Genomic DNA, 18,159 nt, shown 5'->3' with positions numbered 1-18,159 from the left:
AATGCCGGGCCGCCCCGAACGGGGGCGGCCCGGCATTTCTGTAATCACCAGATGCTGACGCGCTCCGCCGGGGGCATCCACATCCCGTCCTCCTCCGTGACGCCGAACGCGGTGTGGAAGGAGTCCAGGTTCTTGGCGATGGCGTTGGTGCGGAACTCGTTGGGGGAGTGCGGGTCAGTGGCCAGCCGCCGGACGGCCTCCTCGGTGCGGATCACCTGGCGCCAGCCGGCCGCCCAGGAAGCGAAGAAGCGCTGTTCACCCGTCAGCCCGTCGAGCACCTCAGGTTCCTGGCCGTCAAGGCTGAGGCGGTAGGCCTTGTGGGCAATGGTGAGCCCGCCCAGGTCGCCGATGTTTTCCCCGAGCGTGAGCTTGCCGTTAACGTTGTGGCCGGGCGCGGCGTACGGGGACAGCGCGTCGAACTGGTCCACGAGGCGGCCGGTCAGGGCTTCGAAGGCCTTCCGGTCGTCCTCGGTCCACCAGTTGCGCAGCTCGCCCTTGCCGTCGAACTGCGAGCCCTGGTCATCGAAGCCGTGGCCGATCTCGTGCCCGATCACGGCCCCGATGCCGCCGTAGTTCACCGCATCGTCGGCGTCGGCGGTGAAGAACGGCGGCTGGAGGATGGCCGCCGGGAAGACGACCTCATTCAGCATCGGGTGGTAGTACGCGTTGACGGTCTGCGGCGTCATGAGCCACTTGTTGAGGTCCACCGGCTTGCCCACCTCATCAAGGTGGCGGTCGACGTCGGCGTTGTGGGCCCGTTCGACGTTCCCCAGCAGGTCGGCGGGGTCGATCACCACTGCCGTGTAGTCGATCCACTCGTCGGGGAAGCCGATCTTCGCGCGGAACGCCCCCAGTTTCCGGAGCGCCTCGGCCTTGGTGTCCTCGCCCATCCATTCCAGCCCGCTGATGCTCTGCCGGTAGGCCTCGATCAGGTTCGCCACGAGTGTCTGCATGCGGGCCTTGTGGCCCTCCGGAAAGTGCCGCGCCACATAGATCTGGCCAACGGCCTCGCCCAGTGCCGCCTCGACGACGGCGACGCCCCGTTTCCAGCGGTCCTTGTTCCGCGGGGTGCCGCTGATGGTGGTGCCGTAGAAGGCGAAGTTCGTGTCCACGAAGGCGGACGACAGGTAGGGGGCCGCCGAATTGATGACGCGCAGGGCAAGCCATTCCTGCCACACCGGCAGTGATTCCGAGGCCAGCAGTGCGGCGGCGCCGGCAAAGAAGTCAGGGGTGCTGACCACGATCTCCTGCCGCTTCTCCGGGGCGATGTCCGCGGCCTCAAACCACGTGTCCAGCAGGGGGAACAGCTCGCGTGCGTCGTCGGCAGACTTTAGGTTGTAGGTCTTCTGCGGGTCACGGAGCGTGACGTTGTCCCAGTGGTGCGAGGCGAGGGCGGTCTCCAGTGTCACCACCCGGGCCGCGGCCTCTTCGGGATCGGCGACGCCGGCGAGGCCGAACATGGTGCCCACGTACTCCCGGTAGGACTGCACCACGGGGGCGAATTTCTCCTCGCGGTAATAGGACTCGTCGGGGAGCCCGAGGCCGCCCTGCCCCGTGTAGAGCAGAACGCGGTCGGGGTTGCCGGCGTCGGGTGCCGGGTAGATGTAGAAGAGTCCGGACACGTCGGCGCGGAAGAGCCGGCCGGCCAGTGCCAGCAGCTCGGAAATGCTCGCAGTGTCGAAGACCTCGGCCAGGCGTCCGCGGATGGGGTCCAGGCCCCTGGCCTCGACGGCTGCCTCATCCATGAAGCTGCTGTAGAGGTCGCCGATTTTCTGCTCGATGCCGCTGGCTCCGGACCCCTTGGCCGCGGCTTCCTCGATGATTTCCCGGACTGCCAGCTCGGAGCCGTCGCGCAGGGCTGTGAATGTGCCTTCCAGCGCGCGGTCGTCAGGGATGGTGGTGTCCTTCAGCCAGGCACCGTTCACATGCTGGTAGAGGTCGTCCTGTGGCCTCACGCTGTGGTCGATGTTTGACAGGGCGATCCCCGAAATTGGCACAGGAGCTCCTTCGATGACGGGCTGCGGCCGGCACTTTCACCGGTGCAGCGTCTGCATGGTGGACGTTGCTGGAGGTGTTGCTCCTTCATCTTACGCACCCGTGTTACTGTGAAATGGTGCGTGCAGAGCTCCTTCTTCTTAGCTGCCGCGGCGAGGCCTCAGACGCTATCTAGCGCAAGGCCCACCCTCGTCGCGGAGTCTGTGTTGCCCGGCCACCCTTTCACTCAGGAATCACAGAAAAGGCCAGATTAATGCGAAACGCACAGAAGCCCTCGGGAATGCCGATCCACCGCTACGTCCCCTTCCAGGACCAGATCAAGGTCGATCTGCCGGACCGCACCTGGCCGGACAAGATCATCACCACGGCCCCGCGCTGGTGCGCAGTTGATCTGCGGGACGGCAACCAGGCACTGATCGACCCCATGAGCCCGGCCCGCAAGATGAAGATGTTCGACCTGCTGGTCCGGATGGGCTACAAGGAGATCGAGGTCGGCTTCCCCTCAGCGTCCCAGACCGACTTCGACTTCGTCCGCCAGCTGATCGAGGGCAACCACATCCCTGATGACGTCACCATCCAGGTGCTGACCCAGGCCCGCGAACACCTCATCGAGCGGACCTACGAGTCTCTGGTGGGCGCCAAGCAGGCCATCGTGCACCTGTACAACTCCACGTCCGTCCTGCAGCGCCGCGTGGTGTTCAACCAGGACGAGGACGGCATCATGGACATCGCCCTGCAGGGCGCCCGCCTCTGCAAGAAGTACGAAGAAACGCTGGGCGACACCCACATCACCTACGAGTACTCGCCGGAGTCCTTCACCGGCACCGAGCTGGAGTACGCGGTCCGCGTCTGCAACGCCGTCGCCGACGTCTTTGAGGCGTCCGCCGACCGCCAGGTGATCATCAACCTGCCCGCCACGGTCGAGATGGCCACCCCGAACGTCTACGCGGACTCCATCGAGTGGATGAGCCGCCACCTGCACCCGCGCGAGGGCATCATTCTCTCCCTGCACCCGCACAATGACCGCGGCACCGGTGTGGCCGCGGCCGAGCTGGGCTACCAGGCCGGCGCCGACCGCATCGAGGGCTGCCTGTTTGGCAACGGCGAGCGGACCGGCAACGTGGACCTGGTGACCCTCGGCCTGAACATGTTCGTGCAGGGCGTTGACCCGATGATCGACTTCTCCGACATCGACGACGTCCGGCGCACCGTGGAGTACTGTAACCAGCTGCCTGTGGCGGAGCGTGCACCCTACGGCGGCGACCTCGTCTTCACCGCCTTCTCCGGGTCCCACCAGGACGCCATCAAGAAGGGCCTCGAAGCCCTGGAGAAGGATGCGGCAGCCGCGGGCAAGGACGTCAGCGACGTCACCTGGCAGGTGCCCTACCTGCCGGTGGACCCGAAGGACCTTGGCCGCAGCTACGAGGCCGTGATCCGCGTCAACTCCCAGTCCGGCAAGGGCGGCGTGGCTTACCTGCTGAAGAGCGAGCACAGCCTGGATTTGCCGCGGCGGGCGCAGATCGAGTTCTCCGGCGTCATTCAGAAGCGCACGGACACCGTAGGCGGCGAGGTCAGCGGTGCCCAGCTGTGGCAGCTGTTCCAGGACGAGTACCTGCCCTCCGCGAAGGCGGAAAGCCAGTGGGGCCGGTACTCCCTCGGCTCGGTGAAAACCGAAACCGATGAGGACGGCTCCATGACCCTGCACGCCTCGCTGGGTGTGGACGGCACCCACGTCAACCGCACCGGCACGGGCAACGGCCCCATCGCTGCGCTGCTGGACATCCTCAGCCAGGACGGCGTGGACGTGCGGGTCCTGGACTACAGCGAGCACGCCCTGTCGGAAGGCGGCAGCGCCCTCGCCGCGGCCTACGTCGAATGCGCCGTGGGGGAGCGTGTCCTGTGGGGCGTCGGCATCGACGCCAACACCAGCACGTCAGCGCTGAAGGCAGTGATCTCTGCCGTGAACCGGGCCATCCGGGACGCCCAGGCCTGAGCTTCCTGACAGCTGCGCCGCCGGTCCACACCGGCGGCTCAGCTGCTTCATTGAGTCAATGGGAAGATTAAGCGTGGTCCAATCATTTGCAGCGCGCAGCTACCGCGACGACGCCGTGGTGCTGCGCACCCACAAGCTGGGCGAGGCGGACCGCATCATCACCCTGCTGACCAAGCACCACGGCCAGGTCAGGGCGGTGGCCAGGGGGATCCGGCGGACCACCAGCCGCTTCGGTGCCCGCCTGGAGCCCTTCATGGTGGCGGACCTGCAGCTCGTGTCCGGCAAGACCCTCGACATCGTGACGCAGGCCGTCGCGAAAGGGGCGTACGGGGGCAACATCGCCGCCGACTATGGGCGCTACACGGTGGCTGCGGCCATGACCGAAACCGCCGAGAAACTGACCGACGTCGACGGCGAAGCCGGGACGGCCCAGTACAACCTGCTGGTCGGCGCCCTGGCCTCGCTAAGCCGCGGGGACCACGCGCCGGAGCTGATCCTGGATTCCTACCTGCTGCGGGCCCTGTCAACCGGCGGTTGGGCGCCCAGCTTCACGGACTGCGCGCGCTGCGGCGCGCCCGGGCCGCACACCGCCTTCTCCGCACCCCTGGGCGGAATGGTCTGCGCCGAATGCCGCCCGCCCGGGTCGCCGGCCCCGGCGCCTGAGACGGTCTCCCTGCTGGGTGCGCTGCTCACCGGGAACTGGACGACGGCGGACGCCTCCCTTCCGGTCCACCGCCGGGAATCGGCGGGGCTGGTGGCAAGCTATTTGCAGTGGCACCTTGAGCGTGTCCTGAAATCCCTCAAACATGTGGAGCGTACCTAACAGTGTCCTTGGGAAAGAAGACCAGCCCTGCCCGGCGCCGCACCGCCCCGGTGGTGCCCCCGTACCCGCACCACTCGGGCGCGGTCCCGCCATCGATTCCGGCCGAGTTCGTGCCCCGGCACGTGGCCATCGTGATGGACGGCAACGGCAGGTGGGCCAACCAGCGCGGCCTGCCGCGCATCGAGGGCCACAAGGCGGGGGAGCCCGCACTGCTGGACGTCGTGGCCGGCGCCATTGAACTCGGCATCGAGTACGTCAGTGTGTACGCCTTCTCCACGGAGAACTGGCGCCGGTCTCCCGAGGAAGTCCGCTTCCTGATGGGATTCAACAAGGAGGTGCTGCGCAGGCAGCGCAACCAGCTGGACGAGTGGGGCGTGCGGATCCGCTGGTCCGGCAGGCGTCCCCGGCTCTGGGGTTCGGTGATCCGCGAACTGGAGGAGGCGGAGGAGTACACCGCCGGAAACAGCACCTGCACGCTGACCATGTGCGTGAACTACGGCGGCCGGGCGGAAATCGCGGACGCGGTGTCCGCCATTGCCCGTGACGTGGCCGACGGCAGGCTCAAGCCCGGGGCGATCACCGAGAAGACGATCCAAAAGTACCTCGACGAGCCGGACCTTCCCGACGTCGACCTCTTCCTCCGCAGTTCCGGTGAACAGCGGCTGTCCAACTTCATGCTGTGGCAGTCTGCGTACGCGGAGTTCGTCTTTCTGGACACCCTGTGGCCCGACGTCGACCGCCGGACCCTCTGGGACGCAGTGGAGATCTATGCCCAGCGGGACCGCCGGTACGGCGGCGCAGTGGACGCCGCCCAGGCCCTTTAGGCTGCGCGGCGCTGGGGTCGCGGTACCGGACACCCTGTACCCGAATCAGGCGGCGTAACCCCTGATCCATTTGGCCAAGCGCAGGTAGGCGTCGGCCCGCACCTCGGCGCGGGACAGGAACACGTCGTGAAGGGCGCCGTCGATGCGCTCCACGGTGACGCTCCGGCCCAGCGACATGGCACGGGCGGCAATCGTGTTGACGTCCAGCACCGCGTCCGTGCGCCGCATTGCCTCGTTCCACACCATGCCGTTCTCGCTCGCGGCCGACAGCAGCACCAGAACGGGAACGTCGATGCCCAGGCCGCGCGCCACCTTGGCCTGCCCTGCCAGGATGGCACTGAGCCAGGCTGCACGCACCGGAAAGGCCAGGGGCGGACGGTAGGCAGCGTCCAGGGTCCACTCGCCTTCAGCAGTACTGCTGATGCTCCGCCAGTAGAAGCCGCGCTCCGGCAGCCTGAGCACCGCCTCCGGCCGCAGGCGGGCGATCGGCTCCACCATGGTCCAGGCCGCCCGCCGGACCAGGGCGCTGCCGTGCATTTCGAGCCAGGGACTGTTCAGGACCAGCTGCGAGACGGCGCCGGGGTTGCGGCTGGCCCACAGGGCCGCCACGAGGCCGCCCGTGGAGTGCCCCATGAGCGCGAGCTGAACCGGTCCTGCACCGCCGGACTCGGTAATCATGCCGGCCGCGGTGCCGATCTCGGCGTCGTAGTTTCCCAGATCTGCGACGTAGCCGCCATGGGTGCCCGGCTGCAGGCTGCGGCCGTGGTTGTGCATGTCCAGGGCAAAGAATTCGAAGCCCTGTGCGTCCCAGAACCGCGCCAGCTCAATGTTGAAGAAGTAGTCGCTCCAGCCGTGCAGGAAGAGTACCGCCCGGCGGGGCCCGGCGATGCGGACCTCCGGACCATCCTGTGGAGCGAAGCGAACCAGCGTGGCACGGCGGCGGACGCCGTCCACGCCCGCGGCTTCGAAGGCGCAGGACTCGAAGCCCGGCCCCAGAATGTCGCTCTGCCACTTCATGGCACCAGCGTAGGACTTTCGAGTCCCCGCCCGGGCGGTGTTGTGCCAGCCCGGTTTGGCTCGCACCCTGGGATTTGGTCTGCACCCGCGAATTTGGTCTGCACTGGGGAATTTGGTCTGCACCCGCGAAGACGGAAAACTAGAGGCATGCGCGTATATCCCACTTTTTTCAGGCTGGCTTTTTCATGGATGGACGCCGAACGCGCCCACAAAATCGGTTTCAAGGGAATCCGGCTGGTCCATACCGTGGGAGCAGGACGGCTGCTGGAAAGGTTCACGGCACCGCCGGCGTCCCTGCAGACGAATGCGCTCGGCCTGACCTTCCCATCCCCGTTCGGGCTGGCCGCCGGCTTTGACAAGGAGGGCCACGGAATCGAGGCACTGATGGAGCTCGGATTCGGCCACGTCGAGGTGGGTACCATCACCGGCCAGGCCCAGCCCGGCAACGAAAAGCCCCGCCTGTTCCGGCTGATCGAGGACAGGGCCGTCATCAACCGGATGGGATTCAACAACGACGGCGCCTCTGCCGTGGCTCCGCGGCTGAAGTCCGCCCGGGCTGCGCTGCAGCGGCGCCATGCCAAGGTGCGGCCCGTGATCGGCGTCAACATCGGCAAGACCAAGGTGGTGGAGCTCGAGGACGCCGTGGAGGACTACCTTGTCAGTGCCCGCAGCCTGGCCCCGGCGGCCGACTATCTCGTGGTGAACGTCAGCTCGCCGAACACGCCGGGGCTCCGGCTCCTGCAGAACGTGGAGACGCTCCGGCCGCTGCTGAAGGCAGTGGGGGAGGAGGCGGACAAGTCCGCAGGCCGGCATGTCCCGCTCCTGGTCAAGATCGCCCCTGACCTCACCGATGAGGATATCGACGACGTCGCCCGGCTGGCGATGGACCTGGGGCTCGACGGCATCATCGCCACGAACACCACCATCGGCCGCGATGGGCTCAGCTCCTCAGCGGACACGGTGGAGGCCTGCGGTGCCGGCGGCCTGTCGGGTGCTCCGCTGAAAAGCCGTTCGCTGGAGGTGCTGCGCCGGCTGAAGTCGGTCACCCAGGACCGGCTGACGCTGATTTCCGTGGGTGGGGTGGAGAGCGCCGCGGACGTCCAGGACCGCCTGGACGCCGGCGCCACCCTGGTTCAGGGCTACACCGCCTTCCTGTACGAGGGGCCGTTCTGGGCAGCCCGGATCAACAAGGAACTGGCCAGGAACCGCTGATCCGTGCCTTAAGTGCTGATCTGAGGCTTAAACACAGCAGCCCGGCGGTTTTACCGCCGGGCTGCTGTGTTTTTAGGTCCGGGACCCTCGGGCGGCCTGTGCCGCGGGAGGAAAGCGAGGAATCAGGACGGGTACTGCCCGCGGCTGACCAAAGGCTTGGGCAGGCGAAGCTTCCGGAACTGCAGCGAACGCATGGTGCCGTACCAAACGGTGCCGCGCTCAACTTCGCCGAATTTTTCAGCCAGACGCTTGCGGAGTTTGCGGGACAGGATGAACGCGTCCACGAAGACCGCCAGGAACATCACCCAGAAGCCCCCCAGCACGTAAATCATCATCTCACTGGTGGACGGCACGACGAGGGAGACCACAACGAACACCAGGGCACCGAACATCAGGTACTCGCCAAGATTGAAGCGGGCGTCCACGTAGTCCCGGGCAAACCGCTTCTGCGGGCCCTTGTCGCGGATCGGCAGGAACCTTTCGTCGCCGGTGTCCATTGCCCGGCGCATCTTCAGGCGCTGCTCCTGGGCGGCAGCACGCTCCGCTTCCTTGGAGGCCTTCCGGTCCTCCGGGACGAGGGGGCGCTTGCGGGCCGCTTCCTGTGCCTTGCGCTTGGGCGTGGGCGCGCCCTTGCCCGCTATCGCGGCTGCCTCGGCAGCCTGCTGGTCAACTACATCCTGCGCCGCTGGCGCTTCCTTTTTACGTCCGAACACCACAACAGAATACCTTGGCGGGCCGTGCCCCCGGTCATGCCCGGCCGCCCGCTGAACGCCATGGCGCGGAGTCCGGCGCCTGCTGACGGCGATGTATGTTGTGTCGTGTGACACAGGTAGTGTTTGGCCATGACTACATTCTCCGCGGCGACCCCGCAACAGTACGACGCCCGGCATTATGAAGGGACAGCGGCCGGCATCGACACCGATGCCCTGCGGACCGCCGTTGAGGCGGACTTCGACACCACAGTTGCACAGCTGAAGGAGCTGGTGGCCATACCCGGCATTGCCTGGCCCAGCTTTGATCCCGCACCGCTGGACGCCAGTGCCGAGGCCGTCGCCGGCCTGGTGCGCGCGGCGGGCATCGGGGATGTCCGGATCCTGCGGTGCGACAAGGAAGACGGCACCCCCGGCGGGCCCGCCGTCGTGGCACGCCGCGAGGCCGCGCCCGGCAAGCCGACCATTCTTCTCTACGCCCACCACGACGTCCAGCCGCCCGGTGATCCGGCACTGTGGGAGTCCGAGCCGTTTACCGCCGTCGAACGCAATGGCCGCCTCTACGGGCGCGGCGCGGCCGACGACAAGGCCGGCATCATGGCCCACATCGCCGCCTATGGCGCCGTCACCAAGGTGCTCGGCGACGAATTCGGGCTTGGCGTGACACTGTTCTTCGAAGGGGAGGAAGAGGCCGGCTCGCCGACCTTCAGGACGTTCCTGGAAGCCCACCGCGAACTGCTCCGCGCCGATGTCATTGTGGTGGCCGACTCCAGCAACTGGAAGGTGGGCGTGCCGGCGCTGACCACGAGCCTGCGCGGGCTCGTCGACGGAACCATCGAGGTGCAGGTCCTTGACCACGCCGTGCATTCGGGCATGTTCGGCGGTGCCGTGCTGGATGCCCCTACGGTGCTCTCGCGCCTGATCGCGACGCTGCACGACGACCAGGGCAGCGTCGCCATTGAGGGCCTGGTGAGCAGGGATGAAACCGGCGTGGACTTGACCGAAGAGGAGTACCGGGCAGACGCCTCAGTGCTCGACGGCGTCCAGCTGGCCGGCACGGGAACCATCGCGTCACGGCTGTGGACCAAGCCTGCCCTGTCAATCATCGGCTTCGACGCTCCAGCCGTCAGCGTTGCCTCCAACACCCTGCTGCCCCGCGCCCGGGCCAAGTTCAGCCTGCGGCTGGCCCCCGGCCAGGACCCGGCCGAAGCCATGGAGGCCGTGCGCCGGCACGTGGAAACCCACGCACCGTTCGGCGCCAGGGTGACCTTCACGCCGGGGGAGAGCGGCAACGCCTTCCAAACGGACACAGCGTCCTCAGCTGCCGGCCTCGCTATGTGGGCACTCGGCGAAGCCTGGGGCGTTCCGGCGGTGGAAATGGGCATCGGGGGCTCCATTCCGTTCATCAGTGACCTGACCGAGCTGTACCCCGAAGTCCAGATCCTGGTGACGGGTGTGGAGGACCCTGATTCCCGTGCCCACTCAGCCAACGAGTCGCTGCACCTGGGGGACTTCCGCAACGCGGTGGTCGCCGAGGCCCTGCTGCTGGCGCGGCTGAACGCGGAAGGCCTTTAGTAGGCGGCTGGCAGGGAACAATGCGGGGCCTGTCAGGGTTACGCCTGAAGTTAGAGCTCCGCGCCGGATCGACGTAGCATGTAGCTATAGCCCGTACCGTTTCCGTAGGGGCAGGCACCGTGCAAGCGGGGCAGCCACAACCGTCGTTAGTAAGGTAGGCCAATGAGCACTACGACCAATGAAAACAGCACCGAACCCACCGGCACTGCCAGTGACGAACTGGCGAGCCACGAGGTTCAGCTGACGGACGTTGCAGCAGGCAAGGTCCGCAGCCTCCTGGAGCAGGAAGGCCGCACCGATCTTCGCCTCCGCGTAGCCGTGCAGCCGGGCGGCTGCTCCGGCCTCATTTACCAGCTGTACTTTGACGAGCGCCTCCTTGAAGGCGACGCCGTACGCGATTACGACGGTGTCGAGGTCGTCGTCGACAAGATGAGCGTCCCGTACCTCAGCGGTGCCAGCATCGACTTTGAGGACACCATCTCCAAGCAGGGCTTCACCATCGACAACCCGAATGCGGGCGGCTCATGCGCCTGCGGTGATTCGTTCCACTAAAGGGTCAGTGGCCCTTCCTGAACCTCTTGGCGGCGCCGGTGAAAACCGGCGCCGCCACACGGTGGGGACATGTGGGCGAAAACCTGCGGGGAGCGGTAAGCTCTACACCGAGTAGTAAAACTTTTAGTGTGCCCGGGAAGCTTTCGCCGCCCTGGCAACAGCAACAAGTAGGAAGGGCCGTCTGTGAGTTCGCAGAACCGAACCGGCAGCCGACGCAAAACGATCTCTACGATCACTGGCTTGGCAACTGCCGGCGCGTTGGTTTTGACTGGATGTTCGCCAGAGGTAGAGAAGGGGTGGCTGCCCACCGAGCGTGGCACCACCAATCACACTGACCGCATCATGGACCTCTGGGTCAACTCATGGATTGCCGCCCTCGTGGTGGGCATCATCACGTGGGGCCTGATCGTCTGGTGCCTCGTGGCCTACCGCCGCCGCAAGGGCACCGTGGGTTTCCCTCGGCAGACCAGCTTCAACCTGCCCCTTGAGGTCTTCTACCTGACGATCCCGCTCTTCATGGTCCTGGTGTTCTTCTACTTCACCGACCGTGACCAGCAGGCGATCGATGACCGCTCGCAGCCCGCCGACGTCGTAGTGGACGTCCGGGGCAAGCAGTGGGCTTGGGACTTCAACTACAAAAAGGGCGACGTCGTCACCGAGGACCTCCACGAGGCCGGCGTCCAGGCGCACCTGACAGGTGAAGCGATCGACAAGGAGAAGCTCCCGACGCTCTACCTGCCCGTCAACAAGTCTGTTGACCTGGAACTGAACTCGCGCGACGTCATCCACTCCTTCTGGGTTCCTGCATTCCTGCAGAAGAGGGACATGATCCCGGGTAAGACCAACTACATCCGGTTCACCCCCACCAAAGAGGGCACCTACGACGGCAAGTGCGCCGAGCTCTGCGGTGAGTACCACTCCGAAATGCTGTTCCGCGTCAAGGTTGTTTCCGAGTCGGAATTCCAGGCTCACATGAACCAGCTGCGCCAGGACGGCAACACGGGCCTGCTCGGCCAAGAGTATGACCGCAACCCGAACCTGAACGTTACGAAGTAAGGGAAGCGAAGTGGCTACTTACACCCAGACCCCCGGGATCCTTGAGGCTCCCGTAGTTCCCAAATCCAAGGGTCGCATCGTCGTCAACTGGATTACCTCCACGGACCACAAGACCATCGGGTACATGTACCTGATCGCGTCCTTCGTGTTCTTCTGCTTCGGCGGCGTGATGGCCCTGCTCATCCGCGCCGAGCTCTTCGAACCCGGCATGCAGATCCTGCAGACCAAGGAACAGTACAACCAGCTGTTCACCATGCACGGCACGGTCATGCTGCTCATGTTCGCCACCCCGCTCTTTGCCGGCTTTGCGAACGTGATCATGCCCCTGCAGATCGGTGCACCGGATGTCGCGTTCCCGCGGCTGAACGCGCTGGCCTTCTGGTTCTTCCTGTTTGGCTCTACCATTGCCGTTTCCGGCTTCATCACCCCGCAGGGTGCTGCATCCTTCGGCTGGTTCGCCTACGCACCGCTCTCCAACACCACCTTCAGCCCCGGCGTTGGCGGTGACCTCTGGGTCTTCGGCCTGGCACTCTCCGGCTTCGGGACCATCCTGGGCGCGGTCAACTTCATCACCACCATCATCTGCATGCGTGCCCCCGGCATGACCATGTGGCGCATGCCGATCTTCACCTGGAACACCCTTGTGACGGCCATCCTGGTCCTGATGGCGTTCCCGCCGCTTGCCGCAGCACTCTTCGCCCTCGGCGCGGACCGCCGCTTCGGTGCGCACATCTTCGACCCGGAGAACGGCGGCGCCGTCCTGTGGCAGCACCTGTTCTGGTTCTTCGGCCACCCCGAGGTTTACATCATCGCGCTGCCGTTCTTCGGCATCGTGTCCGAGATTTTCCCGGTCTTCAGCCGCAAGCCGATCTTCGGCTACAAGGGCCTGGTCTACGCGACCATCGCCATCGCCGCCCTGTCCGTAACCGTGTGGGCACACCACATGTACGTCACCGGCTCCGTGCTGCTGCCGTTCTTCTCCTTCATGACCATGCTCATCGCAGTCCCCACCGGTGTGAAGTTCTTCAACTGGATCGGCACCATGTGGCGCGGTTCCATCACCTTTGAGACCCCTATGCTGTGGAGCATCGGCTTCCTCATCACGTTCCTCTTCGGCGGCCTGACCGGCATCATCCTGGCCTCCCCGCCGCTGGACTTCCACGTCTCCGACTCCTACTTCGTGGTGGCACACTTCCACTACGTGGTCTTCGGCACCGTGGTGTTCGCGATGTTCGCCGGCTTCTACTTCTGGTGGCCGAAGTGGACGGGCAAGATGCTCAACGAACGCCTCGGCAAGATCCACTTCTGGCTCCTGTTCCTGGGCTTCCACGGCACCTTCCTCATCCAGCACTGGCTCGGCGTCGAGGGCATGCCCCGCCGCTACGCCGACTACCTGGTGGAGGACAACTTCACCTGGATGAACCAGTTCTCCACCATTGCCTCGTTCGTCCTGGGTGCGTCCCTGATCCCGTTCTTCTGGAACGTGTACATCACCGCACGCAGCGCGGAAAAGGTGGAAGTCGACGATCCCTGGGGCTTCGGCGCCTCACTGGAGTGGGCCACGTCCTGCCCGCCGCCGCGGCACAACTTCACGTCCCTGCCGCGCATCCGCTCCGAACGCCCGGCGCTGGACCTGCACCACCCTGAGCTCTCCCAGTCACACACCATTGAGTCGCCGGCACCTGCAGCAAGCGTGCTCGGTAACGCCGATCAGAAGGACACCGCGCAATGAGAATCGAGTCATGGATTTTTGGAGCAGGAGTTTTCTTCTTCGTTCCGGTTTCCATCATCTACGGCTTCCTCACCAACTGGTCTGAGTGGGTCGGCATCCTGGGCATCCTCCTGGTTGGCGGTCTGGCGGGCATGATCGGCGCCTACCTCGGCTTCACCGGCAAGCGCGTGGGCATGCGGCCCGAGGACCGTGCTGACGCGGAAATCCACGAAGGCGCCGGCGAGCAGGGCCACTTCAGCCCCTGGAGCTGGTGGCCACTGGTCCTGGGCCTGTCCTGCGCGGCAGGATTCCTCGGCCTGGCCGTAGGCTTCTGGATCGTCTTCATCGCCGGTGGTATGGCGCTGGTGGCCCTCGTGGGCTGGGTCTACGAGTACAGCCGCGGAGACCACGCACACTAAGCGTTTCAGTACCAAGAACGACGGCGGGCCCCACCTTTTCGGTGGGGCCCGCCGTCGTTCTTCTTGTGTTTAATCCCGCCCTAGCTGGCCTTCTGCGACGCCAGCAGCTCGACCAGACCCGACAGGGCCGCCTCCGCTTCACCCACGCTTTTGCCGGCTGGCAGGGCTGATTCCTTGACTGCGAGTTCGACTTCGCAGCCGTAGTCAAAGTCGGCCGTCATAACTTCAAGCAGGGAGCGGGCGTCAACGGCGTCAATGCCGGCCTTGCGGATGGTCACGGGTAAGCCTGTCTCCGTGACCGCGCGGACGAACACCGCTGCGGGCCTGGCATGCAGGCCGACGGCCGCAGAAACTATTGCCTTACGAACGGGCAACTGGACTCCTTCGTTTTGGACGGGATGGCACATTGGGGAAGCCTCCGCCGTCTTTCCATTTGGTTCGCCTCTAAGAATATCGGCCCCTGCGCCGTCAATCTTCCGGGCGCCGGCCCTGGTCTAGACCTGTGGCCAGCTTGGCTTACCCTTGAACTGTGAGCATGCACTACAGGAGCGGCCGCCGTGGCTGCTAACGTGGCCGGCATTGCCGGTGAAATTGACAGGACCAGCGGGACGCCGATTTACGTCCAGCTCCGTGAGATCCTCAGGACCTACATCGCAACGTCCTGCCCGCCAGGCTCGGCGCTGCCTTCCGAGCGTGACCTGGCCGAACGTTTCAGCCTGGCCAGAATGACCGTCCGCCAGGCCATCGACGCCCTGGTGGGGGAGGAAGTCATCGAGCGGGTGGTCGGCCTGGGCACGTTCGTCCGGAAACCGAAGCTCGACCTCCAGGTCAAGCTGACCTCCTACAGCGAGGAGATGCAGCGCCGAGGCATGGTGCCGGCCGCCAAGGTGCTGAGCTTTGAGCAGATCGCCGCCAGCGCCTTCCTGGCGCGCGAACTTCAGCTGGAGGAGGGAACACCCCTGGTGCGCTTCCGCCGCCTCCTGCTGGCCGATAACGAGCCAATGAGCGTGGATGAGAACTTTATCCCGGCCCACCGGGTTCCGGGGCTTCTTGACGGCGAGCCACCGACATCGCTGTACAACGTCCTGAGCGAACAGTTCGGGCTGGTCATGGAATGGGGCGAGGACATGATCGAGGCCACCGCCGCTTCGCCCTCCACCGCTCGGCTGCTTAACGTGGAAATCGGTGCGCCCTTGCTGAAGATCCAGCGGCACGCCTTCGTCGCCAGGTCGATGGTGGACTACTCGGTGTCCTACTACCGCGCCGACCGGTACAAGCTGTGGGTGCCGCTGCAGCGGCCCGGCGTCCGGCCCACCCGGAACTACGCGTCGGGTTACAGGCAGCAGTAGACCCGGCTGGTTGCCGCTGGCTTCACGCACAGCAGCCCATTTGTCACAGCAGCCCGGTTGGCAAGCAGAACATGCATACAGAAAGGGCCCGGTCCTGATGGACCGGGCCCTTTCTGTCTGTTGCTTGGGTGAAGCGCTGTTGCTGAGAAGCCTTGCTACCTAGTGGCCTGGCTTCTTAGTGGCTGAGGGTCTTCTGTCCCTCGCCGGCTTCAACAGCTTCGTGGTGGCCGTGGCCTGCTTCCAGCTCTGCGGGGGTCGCCGGGGCAACCCTGTCCTCGAAGAACCAGCGGGACAGCTTGGCGCGGCGGTTTTCCTTGCGGGTGACCACACCGTGCTCGTTCGGCTGGGCCGGAAGCGGTCCGGGCGACTCGAAGCCAACAAGCTTGTAGCGCTTGTACTCGTCGAGCGGAGCGTGGACCTCAATGAACTCACCGTGCGGGAGGCGGACAATACGTCCGGTCTCGCGGCCGTGGAGGGCGATTTCGCGGTCCTTGCGCTGCAGGGCCAGAGCTACACGCTTGGTGACGACGAACGCGATGACCGGTCCGATAAAGAACAGTGCGCGCAGCCAATAGGTAACGTCGTTCAGCGCCACGTGGAAGTGCGTTGCAATGAGGTCGGAGCTGGCAGCTGCCCACATGACGCAGTAGAACATGAAGCCGGCCATGCCGATCGCGGTCCGCGTGGGAGCGTTGCGCGGGCGGTCCAGGACGTGGTGCTCACGGTTGTCCTTGGTGATCCAGCGTTCGATCCACGGGTAGGTGAACAGCACGGTGAACACCAGGCCAGCCGGAACAAGTGCCGGGAGCAGGACGTTCAGCGTCAGGACGTGACCGAAGATGATGTATTCGAAGTGGAAGCCGCTGATCACACCGGGCATCAGGCGCAGGGCACCGTCAACCCAGCCGATGTACCAGTCAGGCTGGGTGCCTGCGGACACGGGGGAGGGATCGTACGGGCCGTAGTTCCAGATCGGGTTGATGGTGAAGAACGCGGCCATGAGGGCGATGACACCGAACACGATGAAGAAGAAGCCGCCGGCCTTCGCAGCGTAGACCGGGCCCAGCGGGTAGCCCACGACGTTGCGGTCGTTGCGGCCCGGGCCGGGGTACTGCGTGTGCTTGTGGACAACCACCATGAAGAGGTGCACGACGATCATCAGCAGGATCAGTGCCGGCACGAGCAGGATGTGCAGCGTGTAGAGGCGGCTGATGATGACCGTGCCGGGGAACTCGCCACCGAACAGGAAGAAGGAGATGTACGTGCCGATCACGGGAATCGACTTGATCACGCCGTCGATGATGCGCAGGCCGTTGCCGGACAGCAGGTCATCGGGAAGGGAGTAACCGGTGAAGCCGGCGGCCATGGCCAGGATCAGCAGGACACCGCCCACCACCCAGTTCATTTCACGGGGCTTGCGGAACGCGCCGGTGAAGAACACCCGGAGCATGTGCACGGCCACGGAGGCCACGAACAGCAGCGCTGCCCAGTGGTGGACCTGGCGCATGAACAGACCGCCGCGGACGTCGAAGGAGATGTCCAGCGAGGAGCTGTAGGCGACAGACATTTCGACGTTCTTCAGTGGCGTGTAGGAGCCGGCGTAGTGCGTCTCAGCCATGGACGGATCGAAGAAGAACGTCAGGAACGTTCCCGACATGAGCAGGATGACGAAGGAATACAGCGCCACCTCGCCAAACATGAAGGACCAGTGGTCCGGGAATACCTTGCGGCCGAATTCGCGGAGGATTCCCGATCCGCCGACGCGCTCGTCGACGAAGTCAGTAAAGCGTCCGACTTTGGTGTTGGCTACGTAGGCGGGGGCTTCAGCTGTTGATGCTGCGCTCATGCTCATCACGCTCCCAGTAACTTGGTCCTACAGGTTCTTTGAAGTCGCTGGTGGCGACCAGGTAGCCCTCATCGTCAACTGCGATGGGCAGCTGGGGGAGCGGGCGGCTGGCCGGGCCGAAGATAACCTTGCATTCCTGGGTCAGGTCGAAGGTTGACTGGTGGCACGGGCACAGCAGGTGGTGCGTCTGCTGCTCGTAGAGGGCAACAGGGCAACCAACGTGGGTGCAGATCTTGGAGTAGGCAACGATGCCGTTGTAGCCCCAGTTTTCGCGTCCCGCGGAGGGGTTCAGCGAAGCCGGGTCGAGGCGCATCAGCAGAACGACGGCCTTGGCCTTCTCGTTGAGCTTGCCTTCGTGGAGTTCGTTGAGGCCTTCCGGAATGACGTGGAAGGCGGAACCGATGGTGACGTCCGAGGCCTTGATGGGGGTTCCATCGGGGTCACGGGTGAGGCGCTTAAGCTTGCCCTCCTGCGGGGCCCACATGGTGTGTGCCAGCTTGTCGTCCGGGCGCGGTCCCAGGTCGCCGAAGACGGCCAGGGCAGGCAGTGGTGCCAGTGCCACGGCGCCCAGCAGGGTGTTCCGGATGAGGGGGCGGCGCTTAATGCCCGTTTCCTCGACGATGTCGTCAACGATGCGGACCGCAGCCTGGCGGTCATCCTCGGTGCGGATCGCGTGGCGTTCCTCGGAGACTTCGTGGTCCGGCATCAGGGCCTTGGCCCAGTGCACGATACCGGTGCCGATGCCGAGCATGGCGAACGCTGTGCCAATGCCAAGCAGCGCATTCTGCAGCCGGATGGTGGCAATGCTTGAGTCGTCTCCCAGATCGATGGCGAAGTACGCCACCAGGAAGATCACGGTGCCAACAACTGAGGTTGCGAAGAGAGCGGCAACCTGCCGTTCTGCCCGCTTGGCGGCCTTCGGGTCCGTGTCAGCCAGGCGCAAGCGGTGCGGGGGAAGTCCAGGATCCTGGAATTTCTCCACCTCATGCTGACCAGCCGTAGCTACGGTGCCCGAGTGGTTCGGACTGCCGTCACTATGGTTGCCCATGATTCGCCTCATCCTTCTCTCGTCTCGGC

Annotated in this window: 16 protein-coding genes; 10 read left to right on the top strand and 6 right to left on the bottom strand. The window is 65.2% G+C overall.

Going from position 1 to position 18,159, the window contains the following annotated elements:
• Window positions 1-44: 44 nt before the first annotated feature.
• Window positions 45-1,997, bottom strand: a complete 1,953-nt coding sequence (locus LFT45_RS12135) for a M13 family metallopeptidase (RefSeq protein WP_236803436.1) — start codon at window positions 1,995-1,997, stop codon at window positions 45-47.
• Between the two features lie 251 nt (window positions 1,998-2,248).
• On the opposite strand from LFT45_RS12135, the gene leuA reads away from it, so the two are divergent.
• The 3 genes from leuA to LFT45_RS12120 are packed head-to-tail and all read left to right on the top strand — an operon-like array spanning window position 2,249 to window position 5,635.
• Window positions 2,249-3,988: a 2-isopropylmalate synthase gene (leuA, locus tag LFT45_RS12130; RefSeq protein WP_236803435.1), complete on the top strand. Its 1,740-nt coding sequence runs from the start codon at window positions 2,249-2,251 to the stop codon at window positions 3,986-3,988.
• A 58-nt stretch (window positions 3,989-4,046) separates the two neighbouring features.
• Complete coding sequence (gene recO / locus LFT45_RS12125) at window positions 4,047-4,811, top strand: DNA repair protein RecO (RefSeq protein ID WP_236803434.1); 765 nt, start codon at window positions 4,047-4,049, stop codon at window positions 4,809-4,811.
• Window positions 4,812-4,813: 2 nt separating this feature from the next.
• Entirely contained in the window at window positions 4,814-5,635 is an 822-nt protein-coding gene (locus tag LFT45_RS12120) for an isoprenyl transferase (RefSeq protein ID WP_236803433.1), read from the top strand.
• A gap of 45 nt (window positions 5,636-5,680) precedes the next feature.
• On the opposite strand, the gene LFT45_RS12115 is transcribed toward LFT45_RS12120, so the two are convergent.
• Window positions 5,681-6,652 carry an alpha/beta hydrolase gene (locus tag LFT45_RS12115; protein ID WP_236803432.1) on the bottom strand — a complete coding sequence of 324 codons (972 nt, stop codon included), beginning with the start codon at window positions 6,650-6,652 and terminating at the stop codon, window positions 5,681-5,683.
• 147 nt (window positions 6,653-6,799) lie between these two features.
• On the opposite strand from LFT45_RS12115, the gene LFT45_RS12110 reads away from it, so the two are divergent.
• On the top strand, window positions 6,800-7,864 hold the full coding sequence (locus LFT45_RS12110; protein ID WP_236803431.1) for a quinone-dependent dihydroorotate dehydrogenase: 1,065 nt from the start codon (window positions 6,800-6,802) through the stop codon (window positions 7,862-7,864).
• A gap of 122 nt (window positions 7,865-7,986) precedes the next feature.
• Here LFT45_RS12110 and LFT45_RS12105 read toward each other — a convergent pair whose 3' ends face one another.
• Entirely contained in the window at window positions 7,987-8,577 is a 591-nt protein-coding gene (locus LFT45_RS12105; protein ID WP_236809324.1) for a DUF3043 domain-containing protein, read from the bottom strand.
• Window positions 8,578-8,706: 129 nt separating this feature from the next.
• On the opposite strand from LFT45_RS12105, the gene LFT45_RS12100 reads away from it, so the two are divergent.
• The 5 genes from LFT45_RS12100 to LFT45_RS12080 all read left to right on the top strand — a co-directional run bounded on the left by LFT45_RS12100 (window position 8,707) and on the right by LFT45_RS12080 (window position 13,887).
• A complete protein-coding gene (locus LFT45_RS12100) occupies window positions 8,707-10,149 on the top strand; it encodes a dipeptidase (RefSeq protein WP_236803430.1) in 1,443 nt (480 codons plus the stop codon).
• Between the two features lie 162 nt (window positions 10,150-10,311).
• The gene (locus LFT45_RS12095) at window positions 10,312-10,701 is read left to right on the top strand and encodes a HesB/IscA family protein (protein WP_104138470.1); all 390 of its coding nucleotides are present in this window, start codon (window positions 10,312-10,314) and stop codon (window positions 10,699-10,701) included.
• A 183-nt stretch (window positions 10,702-10,884) separates the two neighbouring features.
• Window positions 10,885-11,757, top strand: coding sequence for an aa3-type cytochrome oxidase subunit II (gene ctaC, locus LFT45_RS12090; protein ID WP_236803429.1), 873 nt, complete (start codon window positions 10,885-10,887; stop codon window positions 11,755-11,757).
• 10 nt (window positions 11,758-11,767) lie between these two features.
• Window positions 11,768-13,489 carry an aa3-type cytochrome oxidase subunit I gene (ctaD, locus tag LFT45_RS12085; protein WP_236803428.1) on the top strand — a complete coding sequence of 574 codons (1,722 nt, stop codon included), beginning with the start codon at window positions 11,768-11,770 and terminating at the stop codon, window positions 13,487-13,489.
• Entirely contained in the window at window positions 13,486-13,887 is a 402-nt protein-coding gene (locus LFT45_RS12080) for a cytochrome c oxidase subunit 4 (RefSeq protein WP_102974540.1), read from the top strand. The genes ctaD and LFT45_RS12080 overlap by 4 nt, the downstream gene beginning before the upstream one ends.
• An 80-nt stretch (window positions 13,888-13,967) precedes the next feature.
• Here LFT45_RS12080 and LFT45_RS12075 read toward each other — a convergent pair whose 3' ends face one another.
• On the bottom strand, window positions 13,968-14,261 hold the full coding sequence (locus tag LFT45_RS12075) for an HPr family phosphocarrier protein (RefSeq protein ID WP_236803427.1): 294 nt from the start codon (window positions 14,259-14,261) through the stop codon (window positions 13,968-13,970).
• A gap of 183 nt (window positions 14,262-14,444) precedes the next feature.
• On the opposite strand from LFT45_RS12075, the gene LFT45_RS12070 reads away from it, so the two are divergent.
• Window positions 14,445-15,236 (top strand): GntR family transcriptional regulator, encoded by a 792-nt coding sequence (locus LFT45_RS12070; RefSeq protein ID WP_102974542.1) that lies wholly within the window; start codon window positions 14,445-14,447, stop codon window positions 15,234-15,236.
• A gap of 175 nt (window positions 15,237-15,411) precedes the next feature.
• Here LFT45_RS12070 and qcrB read toward each other — a convergent pair whose 3' ends face one another.
• On the bottom strand, window positions 15,412-17,082 hold the full coding sequence (gene qcrB / locus LFT45_RS12065) for a cytochrome bc1 complex cytochrome b subunit (protein ID WP_236803426.1): 1,671 nt from the start codon (window positions 17,080-17,082) through the stop codon (window positions 15,412-15,414).
• Window positions 17,060-18,130, bottom strand: a complete 1,071-nt coding sequence (gene qcrA / locus LFT45_RS12060) for a cytochrome bc1 complex Rieske iron-sulfur subunit (RefSeq protein ID WP_236803425.1) — start codon at window positions 18,128-18,130, stop codon at window positions 17,060-17,062. The genes qcrB and qcrA overlap by 23 nt, the downstream gene beginning before the upstream one ends.
• Between the last annotated feature and the right edge of the window lie 29 nt (window positions 18,131-18,159).

Source organism: Arthrobacter sp. FW305-BF8, assembly GCF_021789315.1.
Classification (GTDB): Bacteria; Actinomycetota; Actinomycetes; order Actinomycetales; family Micrococcaceae; genus Arthrobacter.
Note: the sequence above shows the minus strand (reverse complement) of the source record. Positions and strands in the feature narration are given on the sequence as shown.

What these genes read in the sequence shown, in the direction of transcription:
- qcrB (WP_236803426.1), bottom strand. Translation starts at nt 17,082, where the DNA reads ATGAGCGCAGCATCAACAGCTGAAGCCCCCGCCTACGTAGCCAACACC.
- LFT45_RS12110 (WP_236803431.1), top strand. Translation starts at nt 6,800, where the DNA reads ATGCGCGTATATCCCACTTTTTTCAGGCTGGCTTTTTCATGGATGGAC.
- LFT45_RS12115 (WP_236803432.1), bottom strand. Translation starts at nt 6,652, where the DNA reads ATGAAGTGGCAGAGCGACATTCTGGGGCCGGGCTTCGAGTCCTGCGCC.
- LFT45_RS12080 (WP_102974540.1), top strand. Translation starts at nt 13,486, where the DNA reads ATGAGAATCGAGTCATGGATTTTTGGAGCAGGAGTTTTCTTCTTCGTT.
- recO (WP_236803434.1), top strand. Translation starts at nt 4,047, where the DNA reads ATGGGAAGATTAAGCGTGGTCCAATCATTTGCAGCGCGCAGCTACCGC.
- qcrA (WP_236803425.1), bottom strand. Translation starts at nt 18,130, where the DNA reads ATGGGCAACCATAGTGACGGCAGTCCGAACCACTCGGGCACCGTAGCT.
- LFT45_RS12100 (WP_236803430.1), top strand. Translation starts at nt 8,707, where the DNA reads ATGACTACATTCTCCGCGGCGACCCCGCAACAGTACGACGCCCGGCAT.
- leuA (WP_236803435.1), top strand. Translation starts at nt 2,249, where the DNA reads ATGCGAAACGCACAGAAGCCCTCGGGAATGCCGATCCACCGCTACGTC.
- LFT45_RS12095 (WP_104138470.1), top strand. Translation starts at nt 10,312, where the DNA reads ATGAGCACTACGACCAATGAAAACAGCACCGAACCCACCGGCACTGCC.